The organism is Clostridiales bacterium (assembly GCA_015243575.1).
In the GTDB taxonomy this organism is placed as follows: Bacteria; Bacillota; Clostridia; order Peptostreptococcales; family Anaerovoracaceae; genus Anoxybacterium; species Anoxybacterium hadale.
The window spans coordinates 85646-104262 of record CP042469.1; the positions used below are offsets into that span (position 1 = coordinate 85646).

Annotated in this window: 8 protein-coding genes and 1 pseudogene; 7 read left to right on the forward strand and 2 right to left on the reverse strand. The window is 46.0% G+C overall.

Annotated features, from left to right (window positions below; genetic code table 11):
- Window positions 1-51 precede the first annotated feature (51 nt).
- Together FRZ06_00405 and FRZ06_00410 are read right to left on the reverse strand one after the other, a co-directional pair.
- Window positions 52-657, reverse strand: coding sequence for a methyltransferase domain-containing protein (locus tag FRZ06_00405; protein QOX61922.1), 606 nt, complete (start codon window positions 655-657; stop codon window positions 52-54).
- A gap of 93 nt (window positions 658-750) precedes the next feature.
- Window positions 751-1131 (reverse strand): Rrf2 family transcriptional regulator, encoded by a 381-nt coding sequence (locus FRZ06_00410; protein ID QOX61923.1) that lies wholly within the window; start codon window positions 1129-1131, stop codon window positions 751-753.
- A 178-nt stretch (window positions 1132-1309) separates the two neighbouring features.
- Here FRZ06_00410 and FRZ06_00415 point away from each other — a divergent pair, with 178 nt between their 5' ends.
- The 7 genes and pseudogenes from FRZ06_00415 to FRZ06_00445 all read left to right on the forward strand — a co-directional run bounded on the left by FRZ06_00415 (window position 1310) and on the right by FRZ06_00445 (window position 18613).
- On the forward strand, window positions 1310-2194 hold the full coding sequence (locus FRZ06_00415; GenBank protein QOX61924.1) for a radical SAM protein: 885 nt from the start codon (window positions 1310-1312) through the stop codon (window positions 2192-2194).
- A 92-nt stretch (window positions 2195-2286) separates the two neighbouring features.
- Window positions 2287-2457: pseudogene (locus FRZ06_00420) on the forward strand (response regulator transcription factor).
- A 45-nt stretch (window positions 2458-2502) separates the two neighbouring features.
- Complete coding sequence (locus FRZ06_00425; protein ID QOX61925.1) at window positions 2503-3168, forward strand: hypothetical protein; 666 nt, start codon at window positions 2503-2505, stop codon at window positions 3166-3168.
- A 363-nt stretch (window positions 3169-3531) separates the two neighbouring features.
- Complete coding sequence (locus FRZ06_00430; protein ID QOX61926.1) at window positions 3532-4911, forward strand: hypothetical protein; 1380 nt, start codon at window positions 3532-3534, stop codon at window positions 4909-4911.
- A gap of 439 nt (window positions 4912-5350) precedes the next feature.
- A complete protein-coding gene (locus FRZ06_00435) occupies window positions 5351-11413 on the forward strand; it encodes a DUF1349 domain-containing protein (GenBank protein QOX61927.1) in 6063 nt (2020 codons plus the stop codon).
- Between the two features lie 90 nt (window positions 11414-11503).
- Entirely contained in the window at window positions 11504-15766 is a 4263-nt protein-coding gene (locus FRZ06_00440; GenBank protein QOX61928.1) for a DUF1349 domain-containing protein, read from the forward strand.
- A gap of 99 nt (window positions 15767-15865) precedes the next feature.
- Window positions 15866-18613, forward strand: coding sequence for a hypothetical protein (locus tag FRZ06_00445; protein ID QOX61929.1), 2748 nt, complete (start codon window positions 15866-15868; stop codon window positions 18611-18613).
- Window positions 18614-18617: the final 4 nt, after the last annotated feature.

Below are 18617 nucleotides of genomic sequence, written 5' to 3' on the forward strand. Positions count from 1 at the left end.
TCCTTATGGGAAGAACGGACTTATTGAAGGCGAACATCTGTGAACCTTTCATTAAATCTGTGCTCCCTTAGCGGCCAAAACCGTATAAATTCCATTGTTAATTTTTGTCTTCTTTACGATGTTGAACCCTGTAAATTCTAAAACTCTTTGGAGCTCGTCCGACGGAATACGAATTGCCATCGGCGGGCCTTCTATTACTTTATCGTCTTTTTCATACTCCAGACATAACAAGTGACCTCCGGCTTTCAGAACCTCATAGATCTTCGCAATCGCTACTTTGAGAGAAGGTACTTCGTGGAGTATTAAGGAAGCCATAACAAAGTCAATGCTTTCATGCTGCATGGACAAACTTTCAATATATTCTTGAATCAGTTCGATATTGTCCAGTCCTTTTTCTTTGGCTTTTTCTTTTATTACGCTGAGCATACGCCTGTCTGGATCCATGGCGTATACTCTGCCCGATGTGGCCTCAGCCATGGGAATTGTAAAAAAACCAGAGCCAGCACCTACATCGAGGAGTGTATGATTTTTTTGAATTGGCATCTGACGAATAAGCGCTTCGGGAGGTATAAGGGTCTCTCTTTGCTTACTTTCTAAAAAAGCGATTTTATTTAAAAATTTTTGATCCGGCTGGTTGTGATTGTTCATATGGTTCATAAAAAAATCCTCCATTAAATACATTGAAGACTGTAAATGTCTGCAATAAAGTTAAAAAATGAGCAGCAGGCTGCTGCTGCTTAGCGTCTCTATCTACAATATTTCATAAATCTTTTTTTCTTTTAAATGATTCACCATTTTCTCTTCTGCATCCCTCATAACCCTCTCGATGTGACAATCGTTGCTTTCATCCATCTCACAGGTGAAAAGCGCTCCGCTGCCCTCAATTGCCTGGATGACATCATAAAAACTAATTTCATCCTTGGATTTTCTAAGGCTATAGCCACCATTCATCCCAGGTGCAGATTGAATCAGATCCGCTTTGACCAATTGGGTCAGGATCTTTGACAGGTAGGTTGGGGATATATTCATGTGACTGGCCAATGGCTGCAGACTTAAGTTGTCCTTCCCTTGTTGTTGCACCAAATAAGCCATGATATGCAAAGCATAGTTCGTTGCCTTCGTATACTTCATAATCGATTCCTTTCTAAAAGAAATTACAGACTGTATTTATCCATAATTATAATCGCATCTGAATCATTTGTCAATAGTGATTTGTTACATGTTATAATATGACATATGTTTGTCCACTTACATACTGTATAATGGTTTTAAAACACTCTGAAAGGGAAAACTAAGGAGATTGGTTTGCATGGAATGGATACAGGCAAAAACAATTCTATCCGGTTACGCTGAAAACAACAACTGGTTTGGAGTCAACTACAACATGAATCTTTATAAAGGATGCAATCATGGGTGTATTTACTGTGACAGCCGAAGTGACTGCTATCGGGTTGAAAATTTTGATCAGGTTAGGGGAAAGGAAAATGTACTTCTGATCCTCGAACGCGAGCTCCGCTCCAAACGTAAAACGGGTGTTGTGGGCACAGGCGCTATGAGTGATCCGTACAATCCTTATGAAAAAGAGCATCAGCTCACAAGAAGTGCATTGGAATTAATCAACCGTCATGGATTTGGTACCTCTATTGCGACAAAAAGTAATCTGATCGTACGGGATATCGATCTTCTGAAGAAGATTGCGGAGCATTCGCCGGTGCTTGTAAAAATGACGGTTACAACTGCTGATGATTCTTTATGCAGAATCATTGAGCCAAATGTATCTCCCTCCTCCGACCGGCTGAATGCCATCCGAAGGTTGTCTGAAGAGGGAATTTTTGCAGGCATCCTGATGATGCCGATTCTTCCGTTTATCGAAGACACAGAGGACAATATAAAGTCTATTGTTGAGCTCGCCCATCAAAGCGGAGCAAGATTTATCTATCCTGCATTTGGTATGACATTGAGACAAAACCAAAGAGATTGGTATTATGGCAAGCTGGATCAATTGTTCCCCGGGCTGAAAGAAAAATATCTTGCTGCCTATGGAAATGCATATGAATGCCGCTCCCCGCGGGCAAAGGAGCTCTGGCGCTGCTTTCGCAGCGGCTGCGATCAGTATGGCATTCTTTATCGGATGGGGGACATCATAAGAGGATATAAGGAAGCGTATCAGGTTGACCAGCTTTCGTTCTTCTAAATTGCAAAAGGCAGAACCGTTTATCAAAAATGAAAGACTCCAGTCCATAAACCTTGATGTATTAGTATAATTCGCAAAGGAGCATAACTAAATTGAAAAAAATTCTTGTCATTGACGATGAACCTGCAATAAGAGATTTGATGGAATTGGTGCTGAGGCGTGACAACTATCAGGTAAAAACGGCGGAAAACGGCGCAGCAGGTCTAAAGGAAGTCTATACCTTCCAACCTGATTTGGTTTTGCTGGATTTGATGCTGCCGGACTATTGTAACAACGACTAGTACAGAATTGTTAAAGGAGGAACTGCAATGAGAGTTTTTAGAAAAATCGTCATCATGACGATCATTTTATCAGTTTGCCTGATGGCTTTTGCTGGCTGCAGTAAGAGTGAGGTTAAGACACCGGGCGGCAACCAATCAACGGACCAACCAACCGATCATTCAGAGGGAAATCCCACCGATGGCGGAATTATTAAAGAGGGAACCATCGAAAAGGACGGAAATGTTATTTTAAAGCAGCTGGCCTTCGTTTATCAGGGGAATACCATAGCCCTTTCCGATATTGCTGATGATCAAAAAATCGAAAGCATGCTGGGAAAAGCGGATGAGGTGAAAACCCACACGTATTCTCCGGATGACGGACTCAATATGGATCAGCTTGATGGAAGGACAGAGAAACAGTATCGGTATCCCGGACTCGTAATCAAAACCCTTGATATTGCGGAAAATAACGAGCCACTGATTTTTCAAATTGAGATTACTGACTCGAATTACCCGACCGTAAGAAATATTAAAGTCGGAGATACCTTCGAAAAGCTGCAGGAGGCTTACCCGGAAGGAAATTTGACAGGCGGAGAATTGACGGATGAAGAAGATGATTTTCGATATGAACCGGTTAATTATGTGGATGTAATGACGTTTCAAATCAAGAATAAAAAGGTGGAGAGCATCCGAATTTATACAATGATTGATTGATCATGAAAAACCCATAAAAAAGCATTAAAAAGTCTCGCGATGTTGTTTTGCGAGACTTTTGCCGCTAGATTACAGTATTGCCATAATTTACATAATAAACGATAATCAGACAAGCCATGGTGCGAAACAAGCCGAGATGAGCTTGTTTTTTTTTGTAATAAATCTGTCATATGTCATCATATTTTTAGAAAATATGAAAAATTATTGGTATTTGGCACAAAACAGCATGGAATTTGTAGGACTGATTGAGTTGAATCATAAGTTTTCAAAATGATATTATAAAACAAAACTTTTGTAAAGAAGTTTTTAAAAAGTGATTTACCTAATTATGTAAGACAAAGGATAAGAAAGGGGTAATTACGTATGATTCATAAGAATGCATTTGCCAAAAAGATGTTTTGTATTATTCTTGCAGTACTCTTCCTTGCAATGGGTTCAGGTTGCAGCGCGCAAGCGATTTCTTCCGCTGATACAACCAATGTGCTGACGCCCGGCAGCCCCCAAGCAGAAAAAACAGGGACATCCATCTCGTCTCCTCCGAAGGATTCCTCTGCACTTGCGGAAGGCTACCGGGCTATATGCGATGCAGGGAGTACATATATAGCAGTAGGTACAGGGGGACGGATTGATAAGATTAAGATTGACAAGACGGTCACCAGAGTACCTTCTGCTACAAAAGCTTGTTTAAATGATGTCATCTCGCTGCAGGGTACGGATATAGCGGTAGGAGATAACGGAACCATACTGATTGCAAAAGATGGCGGCAGCTTTCAACTCGCAAAAAGTGGGACAAAAAAATCCCTGAACAGTGTTGCTTTTTTTCGCGAAAAATTTTGGGCAGCCGGGGCTGATGGGGTACTTCTTCGCTCATCCGATGGTGAGCGCTGGGAAGTAGTGGATTCCGGAATTAAAAACAATATTCTTTCTATCACTGCAAATAGCAAATTGTGTATGGCTGTTACCAGAGAGGGGCAGATTTTGATCTCTGCTGATGGTCTGAAGTGGAATTTAACAGACTACAATAAGATCTATGAAGGCTATTCCGAGCTATATTGGTTTAAAAGTATACGTGCTTGCGGAGATGCTTTCCTGATTGTCGGTGAATATCAGAAGCATCCGGGCATCCCTGCTATTTTATCCAGTGATACAGGAGAAGTTTGGAGCGAGACTGTACTCAAGAAAATTAATGACAAGCCGGCTGAAGAGTTCTTCCCCCTGGCGATCAATGCAATTACTGTTGATTGGGATCAACTGGTTGCAGCGGGCAATGAAGGCAAGCTCCTCACTGTAACTGACTGCAGCGAATGCAATAAGCTTGACACCTTGGGCAGCAAAAATATCAACGACATGGTTTCTGCAAATGGATACCTTGCTCTCGCAGGAGATGGTTTCTGGTTTGACGTCCGTAAAAGTGATGCATTCCGGCAGTACAGCATAAAAGCAGAGCAGGCAAGGAAGGACTCTCAAAACGGAGCGTACATCGTAGATGTACGAACAGATGATGAATACAATCAGATGCATATCAAGGGAGCAATCCATATCCCGGTTGACACTGTGGATGCCGAACTGGAAAAGCGCATTCCGGATAAGTCCAGTAAGATTATATTCTACTGCGCTAAGGGAGTGAGAGCGCAAAAGGCTCTCGAAAAAGCGCTGATTCTGGGATACGAGAAAGTATACAATCTTGGCGGTATTGGCGATTGGCCCTATGATACCGAAGCAGGAACTTCTTCCCGCCAATAATAGGATATATGTGGAGCTTCAGGTGCGGTGCCGTTTGGAAGCTCCTTGTATATAAGAAGCGCTGAGGTCACTTAATCAGCGTTCGGGCGTGTTTGAAAACTGCTTGTGCCGGGCTGGGTGCTCACGATTTGTGGTTGACCAGGTGAAATTTGAGTATGCAGCTGCGTTGCTGCTCAGAATCTACTACACGGTATACCGCAAATCGGAGTGTTCAGAGGAGTGCAATGAGTTTTCCGACACACTGAGTACCTTGTAACACCTAAAAGTTGCATGATGCTTGCCTCTTTGCCCCACTACTGTGTTGGCGTCAATTAGCGTAGACACCGTTACGCCTCTTTCCGCCGCCTTGTATTGGGGCAAATATCCTGCGCATCATTAATACAACAATTAAGTGTTACAGGGTACTAGGAGAAGTATTTATTTAAAAGGGGGAAAAAAAATGCACAAGAAGAGTAAAAGAATCCTATCGCTGTCCCTTGTCCTATGTATGTGCATGGGACTGTTCACAGTAATGCCGGTTCATGCTGTTGAAGCCGATGCGGGAGTTACCCAAACGCCGATCTACATGGATCCAAGCTACTCCTATGCTGAAAGGGCAGCTGACCTAGTTGGCAGAATGTCGGGTACACAGAAAGGCTCGCAAATGTACAGCCAGAGCGCACCGGCAATCGTTCCTGCAAATTTAGGCGGGGGCGCCCTCAATGTTCCCGCAACCACCGGAATCAACGGCTATACCTGGTGGCAGGAAGCCCTCCATGGTTATTCCCTTGGCAACTGCACGAACTCCAACTCTTACCCGCAGAACACCTCGGTCGGAAACACCTGGAATCCTGATCTGTATTACACCGAGGCAGGTTATATCGGAGATGAGATCCGTGAGCGTGCCAGTAAGATTTCTTCCGGTGAAAATGCCGGCAATGCGGTAAACCTAACAGTTTACTCCCCAACTGTGAATCTGCACCGTGACCCTCGGTGGGGACGAAACGAGGAGTCTTATTCCGAAGATCCTTATCTCATGAGCAAAATGGGCGCTGCTTTTGTACAAGGGATTCAAGGCATGGATCGCGAAGGCAATGCGATTAAAGGAATCCGCAAGGTTAATGCTACAGTCAAGCATTACGTGGCCAACAACAGTGAGCGGAATCGTCTGGACGGCGGTGCTGAGACCTCATTGCGTGCGCTGAGAGAGTACTATACAGCTCCTTACCGCAACATTATACAAGAAGCTGATGTTTCTTCCGTAATGCAGGCATACAGTACCTTAAACGGAGATCCGAGCTCCTGGAGCAGCTACCTGATCGAGACCTTGCTGCGTCAGACCTATGGTTTCTCCGGATATATGACAGGCGACTGTGACTCTGTATCAACGATTAAGAGACACAATTTTACCAATCCATATACAGGAAAAGTACTTACTACCGTAGAGCAGCTCTCTCAGGCTATGGCTCATGGCATGGACCTGGAGTGCAGCGGCGGTTACAATAGTGGCACCGGTACCTATGGAAGCAACATGGCCAATATGCTTGCTCAGTCTGTTACAACTGACAAGGGCAAGTTTACCGAAAATCAAGTGGATGTTTCCCTGCATCGCCTCATGACTGCGCGGATGCAGACTGGTGAATGGGATAGTAATAATCCATACACGAAGGCTGCTGCGGAGCGTATCGCTTCTCAGACCGGCTCCATCGGCTGGCAAACTCCCGAGCGTTTGAAGATGATTGACGATATGAATGCAGAAGCAGTCGTCATGCTGAAAAACAATGCTCCCGCAGGCTCTTCGGAGAAGATTCTGCCTCTGGCAGTTCCAGCTTCCGGCGAATATAAGGTAGTCATTGTCGGCGCTTGGCAGACCAATTCCTATCTGGGGCTTTATTCTGCAGGCCAGAACAATGAGACCAACCGAATCAACATTCAGAAAAGAATTGTAAGCAATATTACCCAAATGAATCCGGGTGCTACCTTTACATACCTCACAAACTATGGAAATTCAACCGGCACCGCTTCCTATACTATTACCGAAGCGGATCAGGCGACCATTGCAGCTGCAGATGCAGTTATCGTGGTAGCTGGTACTCCTGAAAGCTACTCCAAAGAAGATGGAGACCGTACGAGCATCGTTTTCAACAACGGTCAGGCTACGATGATTTCCAATGTGGGTAAGTTAAACCCGAAGACCATTGCTGTAATGGAAACCTGCGGACCCATGCAGGTCACTCAATTTGAAAATGATGTGGCTGCCATCCTCTGGTCCAGTTTTCTTGGCAACCGCAAAGTCGGTTTCGGCGATGTCATCACCGGAAAGGTCAACCCCTCCGGCAAGACCACAGATACTTGGTACAAGACCGTTAGCGATAACGGCGAGTCTGATATCCCAAGCATTTACGATTATGATCTCTATCCATCTGAAGGGAAACAGGGACGTACCTATATGTACTTTACAGGGACGCCTTCCTATCCATTCGGATACGGGCTCAGTTACACGAATTTTGATTATTCCAACTTGACAATCAACAATGGAGCTGATGAAACATCAAGATTTGATGCCAACGATACGATTAGCGTTTCCTTCGATGTAACGAACACCGGTACTGTGAAGGGCAAAGAAACCACACAGCTTTACGTTGCTCAGCCCAATGCTCCTGCAGAACTTATGAGACCGATCAAGCGGCTGCAGGGCTTTGACAAGATCGAGCTGGAACCCAATGAAACGAAAACGGTAACCATGGAAGTTAAAATTCCAGATCTGGCTTATTATAATGAAGCTTCCGATCGGTTCATCGTGGACACCGGCGCCTATGAGATCCAGGTGGGCAGAAGCAGCACCGATGTGCCGCTGAAGGGCACCCTCAATGTTTCCGGTGCTATGACAGTGGTGCCTGAAGTTGTAACAGCCAAACCCAGCCAGCCTGGCGACGAAGTACTGGGCGTTGAAGAACGCTTGATTTTTGACAAGGGTGTAACCGTTGATCCAAAACTTACCGTTGCGATGAACGATGAAAGTCTCTGGGGCTATATTATCAAGCAGCAGAGCAGCCACGTCAAAAAGAAAACCACTACACCATTCCCAGAGGGTATGACCTTCAGCTATTCCTCCAACCGTCCTGAAGTCGTCTCAGTTAATGATGGCGTCATTAAGACCGAGGCACCAGGCGTTGCAACAATCACAGCAACGGCTACGTATAACGGTGAATCCGCTTCCGTTGAATTCGTTGTTTATGTCGTATCAACTCCGTATCTCAACGATATCAAAGTGGACGGCGTTTCCATCCCGGGCTTTAAGCCGGACAAAACGAATTATTCCGTGGTGCTGCCTTCGGATGCAACAAACATACCGAACATTGAACCAGTTTATACCAATACGGATTTGGAAGTAACTTATGAACCGCTGAAATCCGTACCTGGTGTTGTGGATCTTGTCTGCACCAATCGAATTACCAACGCAACAATAACCTACCGGGTAGGCGTCGGTTCCAAACCAGTAACCACCGACTTCATGGAGGGTGAGGCTGCGGCAGTGGCCAAGGGCTGGTCCTTCATGAATAGAAACGATAATGCTGTCTTTAATGAGTCTGGTTTAACCATAACCACCGAAAGAGGCGCATTCTCCAATATTGATAAACAACCCAAAAATGTGTTCAGGGTTCCCGGACTCGGGGACTGGGTTGCTCAGACACAGGTGAAATTATCAGCAACCCCAACCGCAAACAACCAGCAGGCAGGACTGATTATATACGATAACGCACAGAACTATATCCGGTTTGTGTATGAAAGGCCTTCCTCAGGCGGCAACGCGATTCGCGTTTACAACGTGGTAAACGGAGTGCAGACACAATCCAATTCAGCAACCTCAGATTCTCAGACCAGCGTGTACTTCCAGATTATAAAGCAGGGTGACACATACACCTTCGTATATTCACTCAATGGTACCACCTGGACGACATTCGGAACAAACATTATCGCAAACTATGCGTTCCCGCAGATTGGACTGTATGCTAACGGCGGAGATACGGATGCGGCATCCATTTCAGCCACTTATGAGAAACTTTACATTTTCGATGCAGCAGCTTTGCTTCCGAGGTTGACCTCTTTGAGTGTCAACGGCGCACAGGTAGCCGGATTTGATCCGAATACATTTGTTTATAATGTTGAAGTGTCAGAAAGCGCCACTGCGGCACCGGTCCTTGAGGCCACTGCAGATCCTTCCTACACAATCACTTATAATCAGATAAACACTCCAAAAGGCACGGCATCTGTTACGGTATCCACACTGGCTGCCAGCGCAACTTATACGGTAAGCTTCAATTCAAATCCTGTATCGGATTACTTTGCAGACGGAACCCTCGGTTCCAACTGGACGGTTCTCAATGAGAATAAAGCGACCTACTCCGTAGACAAAGGACTGGGCTTAAGGCTTCCGACACAGCGCAACGATATCTACACAAATGGCACAGGGTGGGAAAATGTTGTTGTACAGCCAGCCATGGGCAACTGGGAAGTAGTTGCGAAGGTATTCTATCCCAACGTACCGACTGTCAACTATCAACAGGCAATGCTTCTGGTATGGCAGGACGATAATAACTACATTAGACTCAACTGCCAGCAGAGTACCCTGACCATTCAACCTGGATGGGAGAACAACGGTGTGATGGGCGGAGTCAGTGGAGGCAACGCCGTGGCTAGTGCCGACGGTACTGTCACCATTTACTACAGAATCATCAAAGAAGGAACCACATACTCGCTTGCGTTCTCTCAGGACGGACAAAATTATACCAAACTTGGAAATCCGATCACCGGAGTCAACTTTAAAGATCCTAAGATCGGCATGTTTGCCACACAGAACAGCACCGGCAATCAGATGAACACCTACTTCGAATACATGTCGATTACCAACCTCAATGGCGTTCGGCAGATGACGTATCCTGAAATGCTGCAGGATGCAGTTGATAACGTAAAAGATTATGTAGCAGCAGGCATTCCGGCGGCCACATCTTCCGACATCGTGTTTAGTAAGCTTCCTCATGGTTACACAATGTCTGTGGAATCCAGCAATCCGGATGTGATCTCGAATGATGGAAAGATAAACCCGGATGCAGTTGCAAACAAGAGTGCGACGCTAACGGTTACTATTTCTGACGGTACAAGGTCTGCAGTTTCACAGCCGATTCCCGTAACGGTCAAGTCAGCACTGCCAAAGATGTCTATGACAGGCAGCAGCAGCGTAGAGCCCGAATCGAGCTTTACGGTAGGACTTGGAATATACAATGTATCCAAAGACGTATATGCCGAAGACTTCACTTTAAGCTTTGACCCTGATGTGTTTGAATATGATACAGCCACCAGTGACAACCCCAATGTCAGTGTGCTGGTGAAAGGACCTTCCAATTCAGGGACATTGAGGATCATTGCGGCGAATATCGGGGGAGTCAAAGGAGATACAGATTCCTTATTGAATGTGAGATTCAAGGTGAAGGATGGGGTCAAAGGTGTTTCCAGCAACATCTCCATTACAAAAGCAAAGCTTGGCGTAATGCCTGAGGGCTCAGTGGTAACACCGTTACTGGCCAGTAAAACCATCACAGTGGGAACAACCCAAACCGTTGACAGAAGCGAACTGATTGCAGCGCTTCAAGCAGCTCAGAGAGCATATGACAACGCAGTGGAAGGAAATGATCCTGGCGAGTATCCTGCAGCAGCAAAAGCTGCGTTCCTTGAAGCAATCAACGAAGCAACAGCAGTCAATGCGAATCCCGAAGCTACGCAAGCTGCCGTCGATGCAGCTGCAGCTGCACTGACAACAGCAACAGGCATCTTTGAAAATTCCGTTATACCGCAGCCTGGAGTAGACAAGAGCGAACTGATCTCAGCGATCAATGCAGCCCAGGCAGCATACGACAACTCAGTAGAAGGAAATGATCCGGGACAGTATCCTGCACCGGCGAGAGAAGCATTCCTGACGGCAATCAACGCAGCAAATCTGGTGTACGCGAATCCAGATGCCACACAGGCGGAAGTTAATCGTGAAGTAGAAGCACTGGCAGCAGCGAAAGTCATCTTTGATGGTTCCGTCGTTCCACAGCCTGGAACTGTTAAAACAGAACTTAAAACTGCAATCGATGATGCTCAGGCACTGTATGACAGAGCTGTCGTAGGTACAGATAACGGCTGTTACAGGCAGGCAGACAAGAACGTCTTCCAGCTGGCCATAGCCGCTGCGAAGACAGTCTTTGAAAACTTAAGTGCAACGCAGCAGGAGGTTGACAATGCAACCAGTGCATTGAAGGCAGCCAAAGCAGCCTTTGAGGCCTCTGTGATCACAGAAACAACAGGCGATCTCAACAATAATGCATCCATTGATGTAGGAGACCTTGCAATCATAGCATACTACTACGGCGCAAAATTAGGCGACGCAAACTGGGCAGCAGCGAAGATTGCAGATATCAATAACGATGGCAAGGTAGACATTGAAGACTTAGCCTTTGTAGCATTAAGAATGCGCGATTAATCCACATAACAGCATTGAGGCAGGGCTGTTTGGCCCTGCCTCAAATAAATAAAGATGTGATTATTAAACAAATGGAAGAGGTGCAAATGAATGGTTAAAAAAGTAATTTCAATATTCTTGGTCGTTGCAATGATGATGACCATGATGATCCAACCTGTTTTTGCAACATACCAGCCGGAGCTCCCATCTCTTTATCAGACGTTCAATAAGTATTTCATGTTTGGTTCCTTTCAGGGGATGAGCAGCTTCTTTGGGAGCAATGCGGATCAAAGAAACATGCTTCAGCATCATTACAACAGCTGGAGCCCGTCCAATGAATTCAAACCGTCTAATTTGCTCAATCTGAGCACCGCAGCTTCAAATTACACTACTGTTTATAATGAAGTAAACGCTGACGGTGTTATTGATGAAGCTGAGAGCGCGCGACTTTACGCCGCCAATACTACTCTTGTTCTTGGTTCAACCAGTTCACAGCTGTCCTTCTTAAAACAGGTCCAGGATTTAAACAAAACCCGTGGACCCGAAGATCAGGTCAAGGTAAAAGCCCATACACTGTTTTGGCATAACCTTGGTCAACAGCCAGAGGCATTTTTCCGTGTAGGTTTTTCAAACTCCAATGGATGGGCAAGCAAGGAAGTAATGCTGGATCGGATTGATTCGTATATTAAGCTGGTGTTTGAAAGGTTTGAACCTTATAAAGACGTACTGTATTCATGGGATGTAGTCAATGAATCAATTGATGACTTCTCTGGATTTATCCGCAATGAGAATGACTATCAGGAAGGCCGCTGGGGCCGTATCTTTAAAAGACCTGATATTACCGACAAAGATGCCAGACTATATGAGGAAGCAGTTTGGGTACGTCAGGCATTTAAATCAGCAGCAAAGTATAACAACCAGTACAACTTAGGGTTGACTCTTGTCTACAATGACTTCTTCGATGCAGACAAAGACTATGAACCTAAGCTCAGTGCCACCATCAAAATGCTTGAGCCCATCTACGAGCAGATGAAGAAGGACGGTGTCACCTTTGTTGTGGGTATGCAAAACAGGAATGCCACTTCACTGGATCTGGATGTCTTTAAGGATATGTACAATCGGTTCTCCGCAGTATGCGACGAGTTCCAAACCACAGAGTCAGACACGCGTTCCGACCTTGTGGCCAATCCTAATTACAGCAGAGATGTATTGCCGTATTACCTGCCGGATGGAACAAAAAATCCGGAATGGACTTATACCAAATGGCAAAATACACCCAATGCACATGTGGCACTGGTTCGAAACGGCTGGACCGCTGCAATGGGAAATAACACAGCAATTATGAAAGAACAGGCAGACTGGCAGGCAGATCAGTTTGACTTCCTTCTGGAGAACAGTAAGGGCAATGGCGGCAAACTTGCGATGTATGCCTTCGACGGTTTGACTGATTCCCAAACCTTTAATTCAAACAAGGGCGCCCATATCTTCATGGCAGGTGACAATGCAGGAAATACAGACTATACTGCAAAAATGTCCTATTATGCCATGATCGGCAGTGTGGCACGATTTGAATTGAAAAAACAGCTGCAAAATCTTCCTGATGATTCTTCAATGGATATTTATACACCTGACAGCTGGAGCAGATATACGGCAGCAAAGCAAGCAGCCAGTGATATCTTAAACGTAAGGATCTATGATTTAAATGCTGTAAATAATGTGAAAAATGCTGCAAGTGCATTGACTGCAGCGGTAGAGGAGTTGACAGATCTCTCTGTATCCTTGAGTGATATCAAGGTGAATGGTACGTCATTAACTGGTTTTGCTCCAGGAACACGCGTTTATAATGCAGCGATCCCTGTGGGCGTACTTCCTGAGGTTACGGCAACGGCTGCAGATCCTGCCGCAAAGATTGCAATAGTGCAGGCGGAGGGGCTTCCCGGCAAGGCTACGATTAACGTCACTTCAAGTGATGACTCGAAGCATAATACCTATACAATCAACTTTAACGTTGACACAACATTAAGCAGTCTAAAAGTAGATGGTATTGATGTCAGCGGATTCAGCCCGAATACTTTTACTTACAATCTGGTTGTTCCCTATGGGTCGAAGCCGGAGGTTACGGCAACCTCAAGCGATCCTGGCGTCTTGGTTAACATCAGCCAGGTTGATGGAGTGCCGGGGCAGGCGATAATCGATGTTTCACAGGCAAGCGTAAAAACAACATATACCATCAACTTCAATGTGGATTCTTCCCTGAAAAGTCTCAAGGTAAACGGAGTTACTGTCAGCGGATTCACTTCGGGTATCTATACCTATAACGTATACGTTCCTGAGGGTGTTAGCCCTGTGACTGTTGCGGTGCCGAATGATCTTAATGCGCCGATTTCCACTGTTCAGGCGGATACTGTTCCTGGAAAGGCGGTCATAACGGTTGGGACAGGGAGCGCGCAGCTGGTCTATACGGTGAACTTCAGCAATAGTGCGTCTTCCAGCGATGAATTCAGCAAAGCTGCATTAAATACTTCACTCTGGCATTGGGTAAATGAAGATCCATCAACATGGAGCCTTACTTCAAACCCAGGATACATGACAATCAGCCCGAGAGCAGGAGATATTTACGGTTCGGGATCCACAGATGCAAAGAACATTCTGCTTCAGAATGCGCCGGGAGACTGGACCATAGAAACCAAGCTTCAATGCTCAGTAAGACCGCATGCGGCTTACCAGCAGGGAGGCATTATCGCCTACCAGGATATGGATAATTATATCAAGCTGGATTGGGAATCAACCAGCTCAACCAATACCATTATTCAGGTCTGCAGGGAGGTAGGCGGATCGGCAACCTCAAGCAATGTGAACGGAAGTGTCGTGGGCAGTGACAATACACTCTGGCTGAGAATGGTTAAGAGCGGCAATGTATACACGACTTACTACTCCACAAACGGAACCAATTTTACTCAGCTCGGAACAAGTTATACCCTTAATTTTAAAAATGTTCAGGCAGGATTGATTGCGATCAACGGTTCGGGGACCAATACCGATCTGGATGTGAAGTTTGATTACTTCCACAGCAGCGCGAATATATTTGTTCCGCTTCCAGCGGATAAGGAAGCTTTGACCTCATTGATTGATCAAGCGAAGGCACTGAATGAGCTCCATTATACAATAGAGACATGGGCAAATCTGCAGACTGCATTGAATGATGCGATTGCGAAAAAAGATGATCCGGCAGCTTCACAGACTGATGTGAATACAGCAGCTACGAACCTGCAGGCGGCGATCGGTGCTCTGGTACACAGAGCTGCGGCAACGAGCCTCACGGGAAGTGACCGCGTTCAGCCCCAATCAAGCTTTGTAGTAGGAATAGGACTTAATAACATATCACAAGATGTATATGCAGAGGACATCTCGTTAAGCTTTGATCCGGAAGTATTTGAATATGATACGGTTACCAGTGAGAACCCGAACATCAGTATCCTCACAAAAGAACCGTCTGCTACAGGAACTTTGAGGATCGTCGCCGCAAATATCGGCGGAGTAAAAGCAGATGTCGAGTCCCTGATAAATGTGGGCTTCAAGGTAAAAGCAGGTGTGAAAGATGTTACAAGCAGCATCTCTATTACAAAAGCGAAGCTTGGTATCATGCCGGAGGGAACGGTGGTTCAGCCGCTGCTAGCCAGCAAGACCATTACCGTCGAGGCCGCACAAACCGTAGACAAGAGCGCATTGATTGCAGCGATCAATGCAGCGCAGGAAGCATATGACAACGCAGCAGTCGGAAATGATCCCGGTCAGTATCCTGCTGCCGCAAAAGAAGCCTTCCTGACGGCAATCAATGCTGCGAATCTGGTCTATGCAAATCCTGATGCGACACAGGCGGAAGTCAATCGTGAAGTAGAAGCACTAGCGGCTGCAAGAACCATTTTCGATGGCTCCGTAATTCCACAGCCCGACACAGACAAGACGGAACTGAAAGCTGCAATAGATGATGCTCAGGCCCTGTATGACAGAGCTGTAGTTGGTACAGCGGACGGCAATTACAGGCAGGCTGATAAAAACGTCTTCCAGCTGGCCATTGCCGCAGCTAAAGAAGTATTTGATAATTCGGGCGCAAGCCAAGAAGCTATTGACAATGCCACCAGTACGCTGAAATCAGCCAAAGCTGCTTTTGAGGCTTCCGTAATCACGGCAACAACAGGAGATCTCAACAATTCTGCAACAATTGATGTAGGAGACCTTGCAATTATTGCATACTACTATGGTGCAAAACTCGGCGACGAAAACTGGGCATCAGCGAAGATTGCAGATATCAATAATGACGGTAAGGTAGACATTGAAGATTTGGCCTTCGTAGCGTTAAGAATGCTCGATTGATCAAAATAATCAGGGGATTGGGATTGGAAACTTAGGTTTCCTTTCCCGGGCTCCCCGGCAACGATTGGTATCACTTCTGGTTATTAAGGAGGATAAGGAATGATAAAACGCAAACGTAAGACAGTGTTGATGCTTATCATCAGCCTCTGCCTGAGCCTGTTTGGAAGTCTTTGCTTTCCCGCAAGTGTTTCGGCGTATGACTATAGTCTGCCATCCTTGTGGCAAGAGTATGAAGACTACTTCATCATCGGTACCTTTGGCAACTGGAATACTACCCATTCCAAGTACCACTACCGCTACTCCAGCTTTGCTAACGACCTGAAGCTGGATGCCCAGATTGGCGGCACTGCTACCGGTAATAATACCCCCTCCCAGAATGAATACAATAGGCGTGTTGCTGAAATCAATGCTGACACCAGCCTGAGCGATGCGGAGAAGGCGCAGTTAATCGAGGAAGCCAACCGCAATGTGGTGCTGAGTGCCAACCCAAATAGTATCCGATTGCTGAATGAAATCAGAGCGTATAACGCAACTGTTTCCGAGCGGGATAAGAAGAAGATCCGTGCCCATGTCTTGGTGTGGCATGGCGGCCAGCAGCCCATGTACTTTTTCTGCGACGGTTTTAACTACAGCGGCAATACTACAACCGCCAACTGGGCTAGCCCTGAAACCATGCTTGCGCGTTTGGATAATTATATTCAGAAGATGATGGAGCGGTATGCTCCTTATAATGACATCATCTACTCCTGGGATGTGGTCAATGAAGGTCTCGATGACTACACCGGTCAGGTGCGCAACATGGATGATCCCCTCACTCAAAGCGGCCAATGGGGCAATATCTTTCGTAGGACAGATTTAAACGATCCTGGGGAGGAAGACCAGCGGCTGTATGAGGAATCTGTGTACATTCGCAAGGCCTTTGAATCTGCTCGTAAGTACTCCAATCTATATGGTGCGGACTGGACACTGTATTATAACGACTTCCAGGACAGCAATAAGCCCTACGAACCCAAAATGAGTCAGACCATTAAAATGCTCAAGCCTATATACGAGGCCGGCAACATTGACGGTTATGGTATGCAGGGCCGCCTGGCTACGGCATATCCGTCCATCGATTTACTTCGGCAGCAAATAGAGCTTGGCTTGACAGTGGCTGACGAGATATCGATTACCGAGGCGGATATTCGCAGTGATTTTATGCCCAATCCTGATTGGGATCCCTCCAAGCCTGCTGAACCTACAGGGGATAGCACGGAGACCAATACCTATGATGTCAGAAATGGCCCGGCAATCAGAAGAGATGGCTGGGGCCGCATGAATCAGGATGGATGGACCAGAGACAAGGCCCTTGAAATTGCTATGCGTGAGGATATCCAACGCGAGCAGGCTGATTACACGGCAGATCTCATGGACCTCCTAATCGAGTATAAGGATAAGTTCGTGGTCATGCAATGGGACGGTTCAAGCGACCGCAGTACCTTCAACAGCTACAAGGGCGCTCACCTGTGGGGGGGTGTGACAGGCAATCCTGAGAAGATGTCCTATTTTGCCTTCATCGGTGCGCCTAACCGAGATAAACTGAAGAATGCTCTTCAGACAGGTCCGACTGACAATATGGCAGGCAACTATCCTGCTCAGCTATGGGCTGCTTATCAGGAGGCTAAGGCTATTGCGGAGCCTCTCGTGAACAAGAGAATCTACGATATCAATGGTGTCAATGCGGTTAAGGAAGCTCTTGCAAATCTCAACAGCACGATCGGTGCACTTAACAGTGCATGCAGACTGAGCCTGGACGGAAGCAGCAGCGTACAGCCCGGATCGACCTTTACGGTAGGAGTTGGACTTTATAATATCTCACAGGATGTTTATGCGGAAGAACTCACAATGAACTTTGACCCTGAAGTATTTGTATATGATACCGTAACCGGTGCAGACCCGAATAAAAGCGTTCTTGTAAAGGATCCATCTGTCTCAGGGACTTTGCGGATCGTGGCAGCAAATATCGGAGGAGTAAAAGGTGATAACGCGCCTCTTCTGGGTGTGGGCTTCAAAGTAAAGGATGGGGTTGCCGATGTATCAAGCTCCATTTCCATTACGAGTGCAAAGCTCGGTATCATGCCGGAAGGAGCGGTGATACAACCAACATTAGCCAGTAAAACAATTGCGGTGGGAACTGCTCAAACCGTAGACAAGAGCGGACTGATTGCAGCAATTGATGCGGCTCAGGCAGCATATGACAATGCTGTAGTAGGAACTGCTCCCGGTCAATATCCTGCTTCTGCAAAAGCTGCATTCCTTGAAGCAATCAACGAAGCAAGTGCAGTGAATACGAATCCCGATGCCACACAGGCTGATGTCAATACGGCTGTATCAGCACTTACAGAAGCAAAAGCCATTTTTGACGGTTCGGTGATTCCAGATCCAGGCACAGACAAGAGAGCATTGAAAGAGGCAATCGATGCAGCCCAATCACTGTATGACAGCGCTGTTGTTGGAACACAAAATGGTTGCTACAGATTAGCCGACAAGATTACCTTCCAGCTTTCAATTGCTGCAGCCAATTCAGTATTTTCAAATATTAATGCAAGCCAGGAAGATATTGATCACGCCACTAGCGCACTGCTTGCAGCAAAAGCAGTCTTTGAGGCTTCGGTAATCACAGATAGAACAGGAGATATCAACCATTCCACTGGTATTGATGTGGGAGACCTTGCAATCATTGCATACTATTACGGCGCAATAATCGGCGACGAAAATTGGGAAGCCGCGAAGATTGCAGATATCAACAACGACGGTAAGGTAGACATTGAAGATTTAGCCTTTGTAGCGCTCCGAATGCGCGTTTAATTAA

Bases quoted from the DNA above. Each gene is read 5' to 3' on its own strand.
- FRZ06_00405 (QOX61922.1), bottom strand. From the start codon at position 657: ATGAACCATATGAACAATCACAACCAGCCGGATCAAAAATTTTTAAAT.
- FRZ06_00410 (QOX61923.1), bottom strand. From the start codon at position 1,131: ATGAAGTATACGAAGGCAACGAACTATGCTTTGCATATCATGGCTTAT.
- FRZ06_00415 (QOX61924.1), top strand. From the start codon at position 1,310: ATGGAATGGATACAGGCAAAAACAATTCTATCCGGTTACGCTGAAAAC.
- FRZ06_00425 (QOX61925.1), top strand. From the start codon at position 2,503: ATGAGAGTTTTTAGAAAAATCGTCATCATGACGATCATTTTATCAGTT.
- FRZ06_00430 (QOX61926.1), top strand. From the start codon at position 3,532: ATGATTCATAAGAATGCATTTGCCAAAAAGATGTTTTGTATTATTCTT.
- FRZ06_00435 (QOX61927.1), top strand. From the start codon at position 5,351: ATGCACAAGAAGAGTAAAAGAATCCTATCGCTGTCCCTTGTCCTATGT.
- FRZ06_00440 (QOX61928.1), top strand. From the start codon at position 11,504: ATGGTTAAAAAAGTAATTTCAATATTCTTGGTCGTTGCAATGATGATG.
- FRZ06_00445 (QOX61929.1), top strand. From the start codon at position 15,866: ATGATAAAACGCAAACGTAAGACAGTGTTGATGCTTATCATCAGCCTC.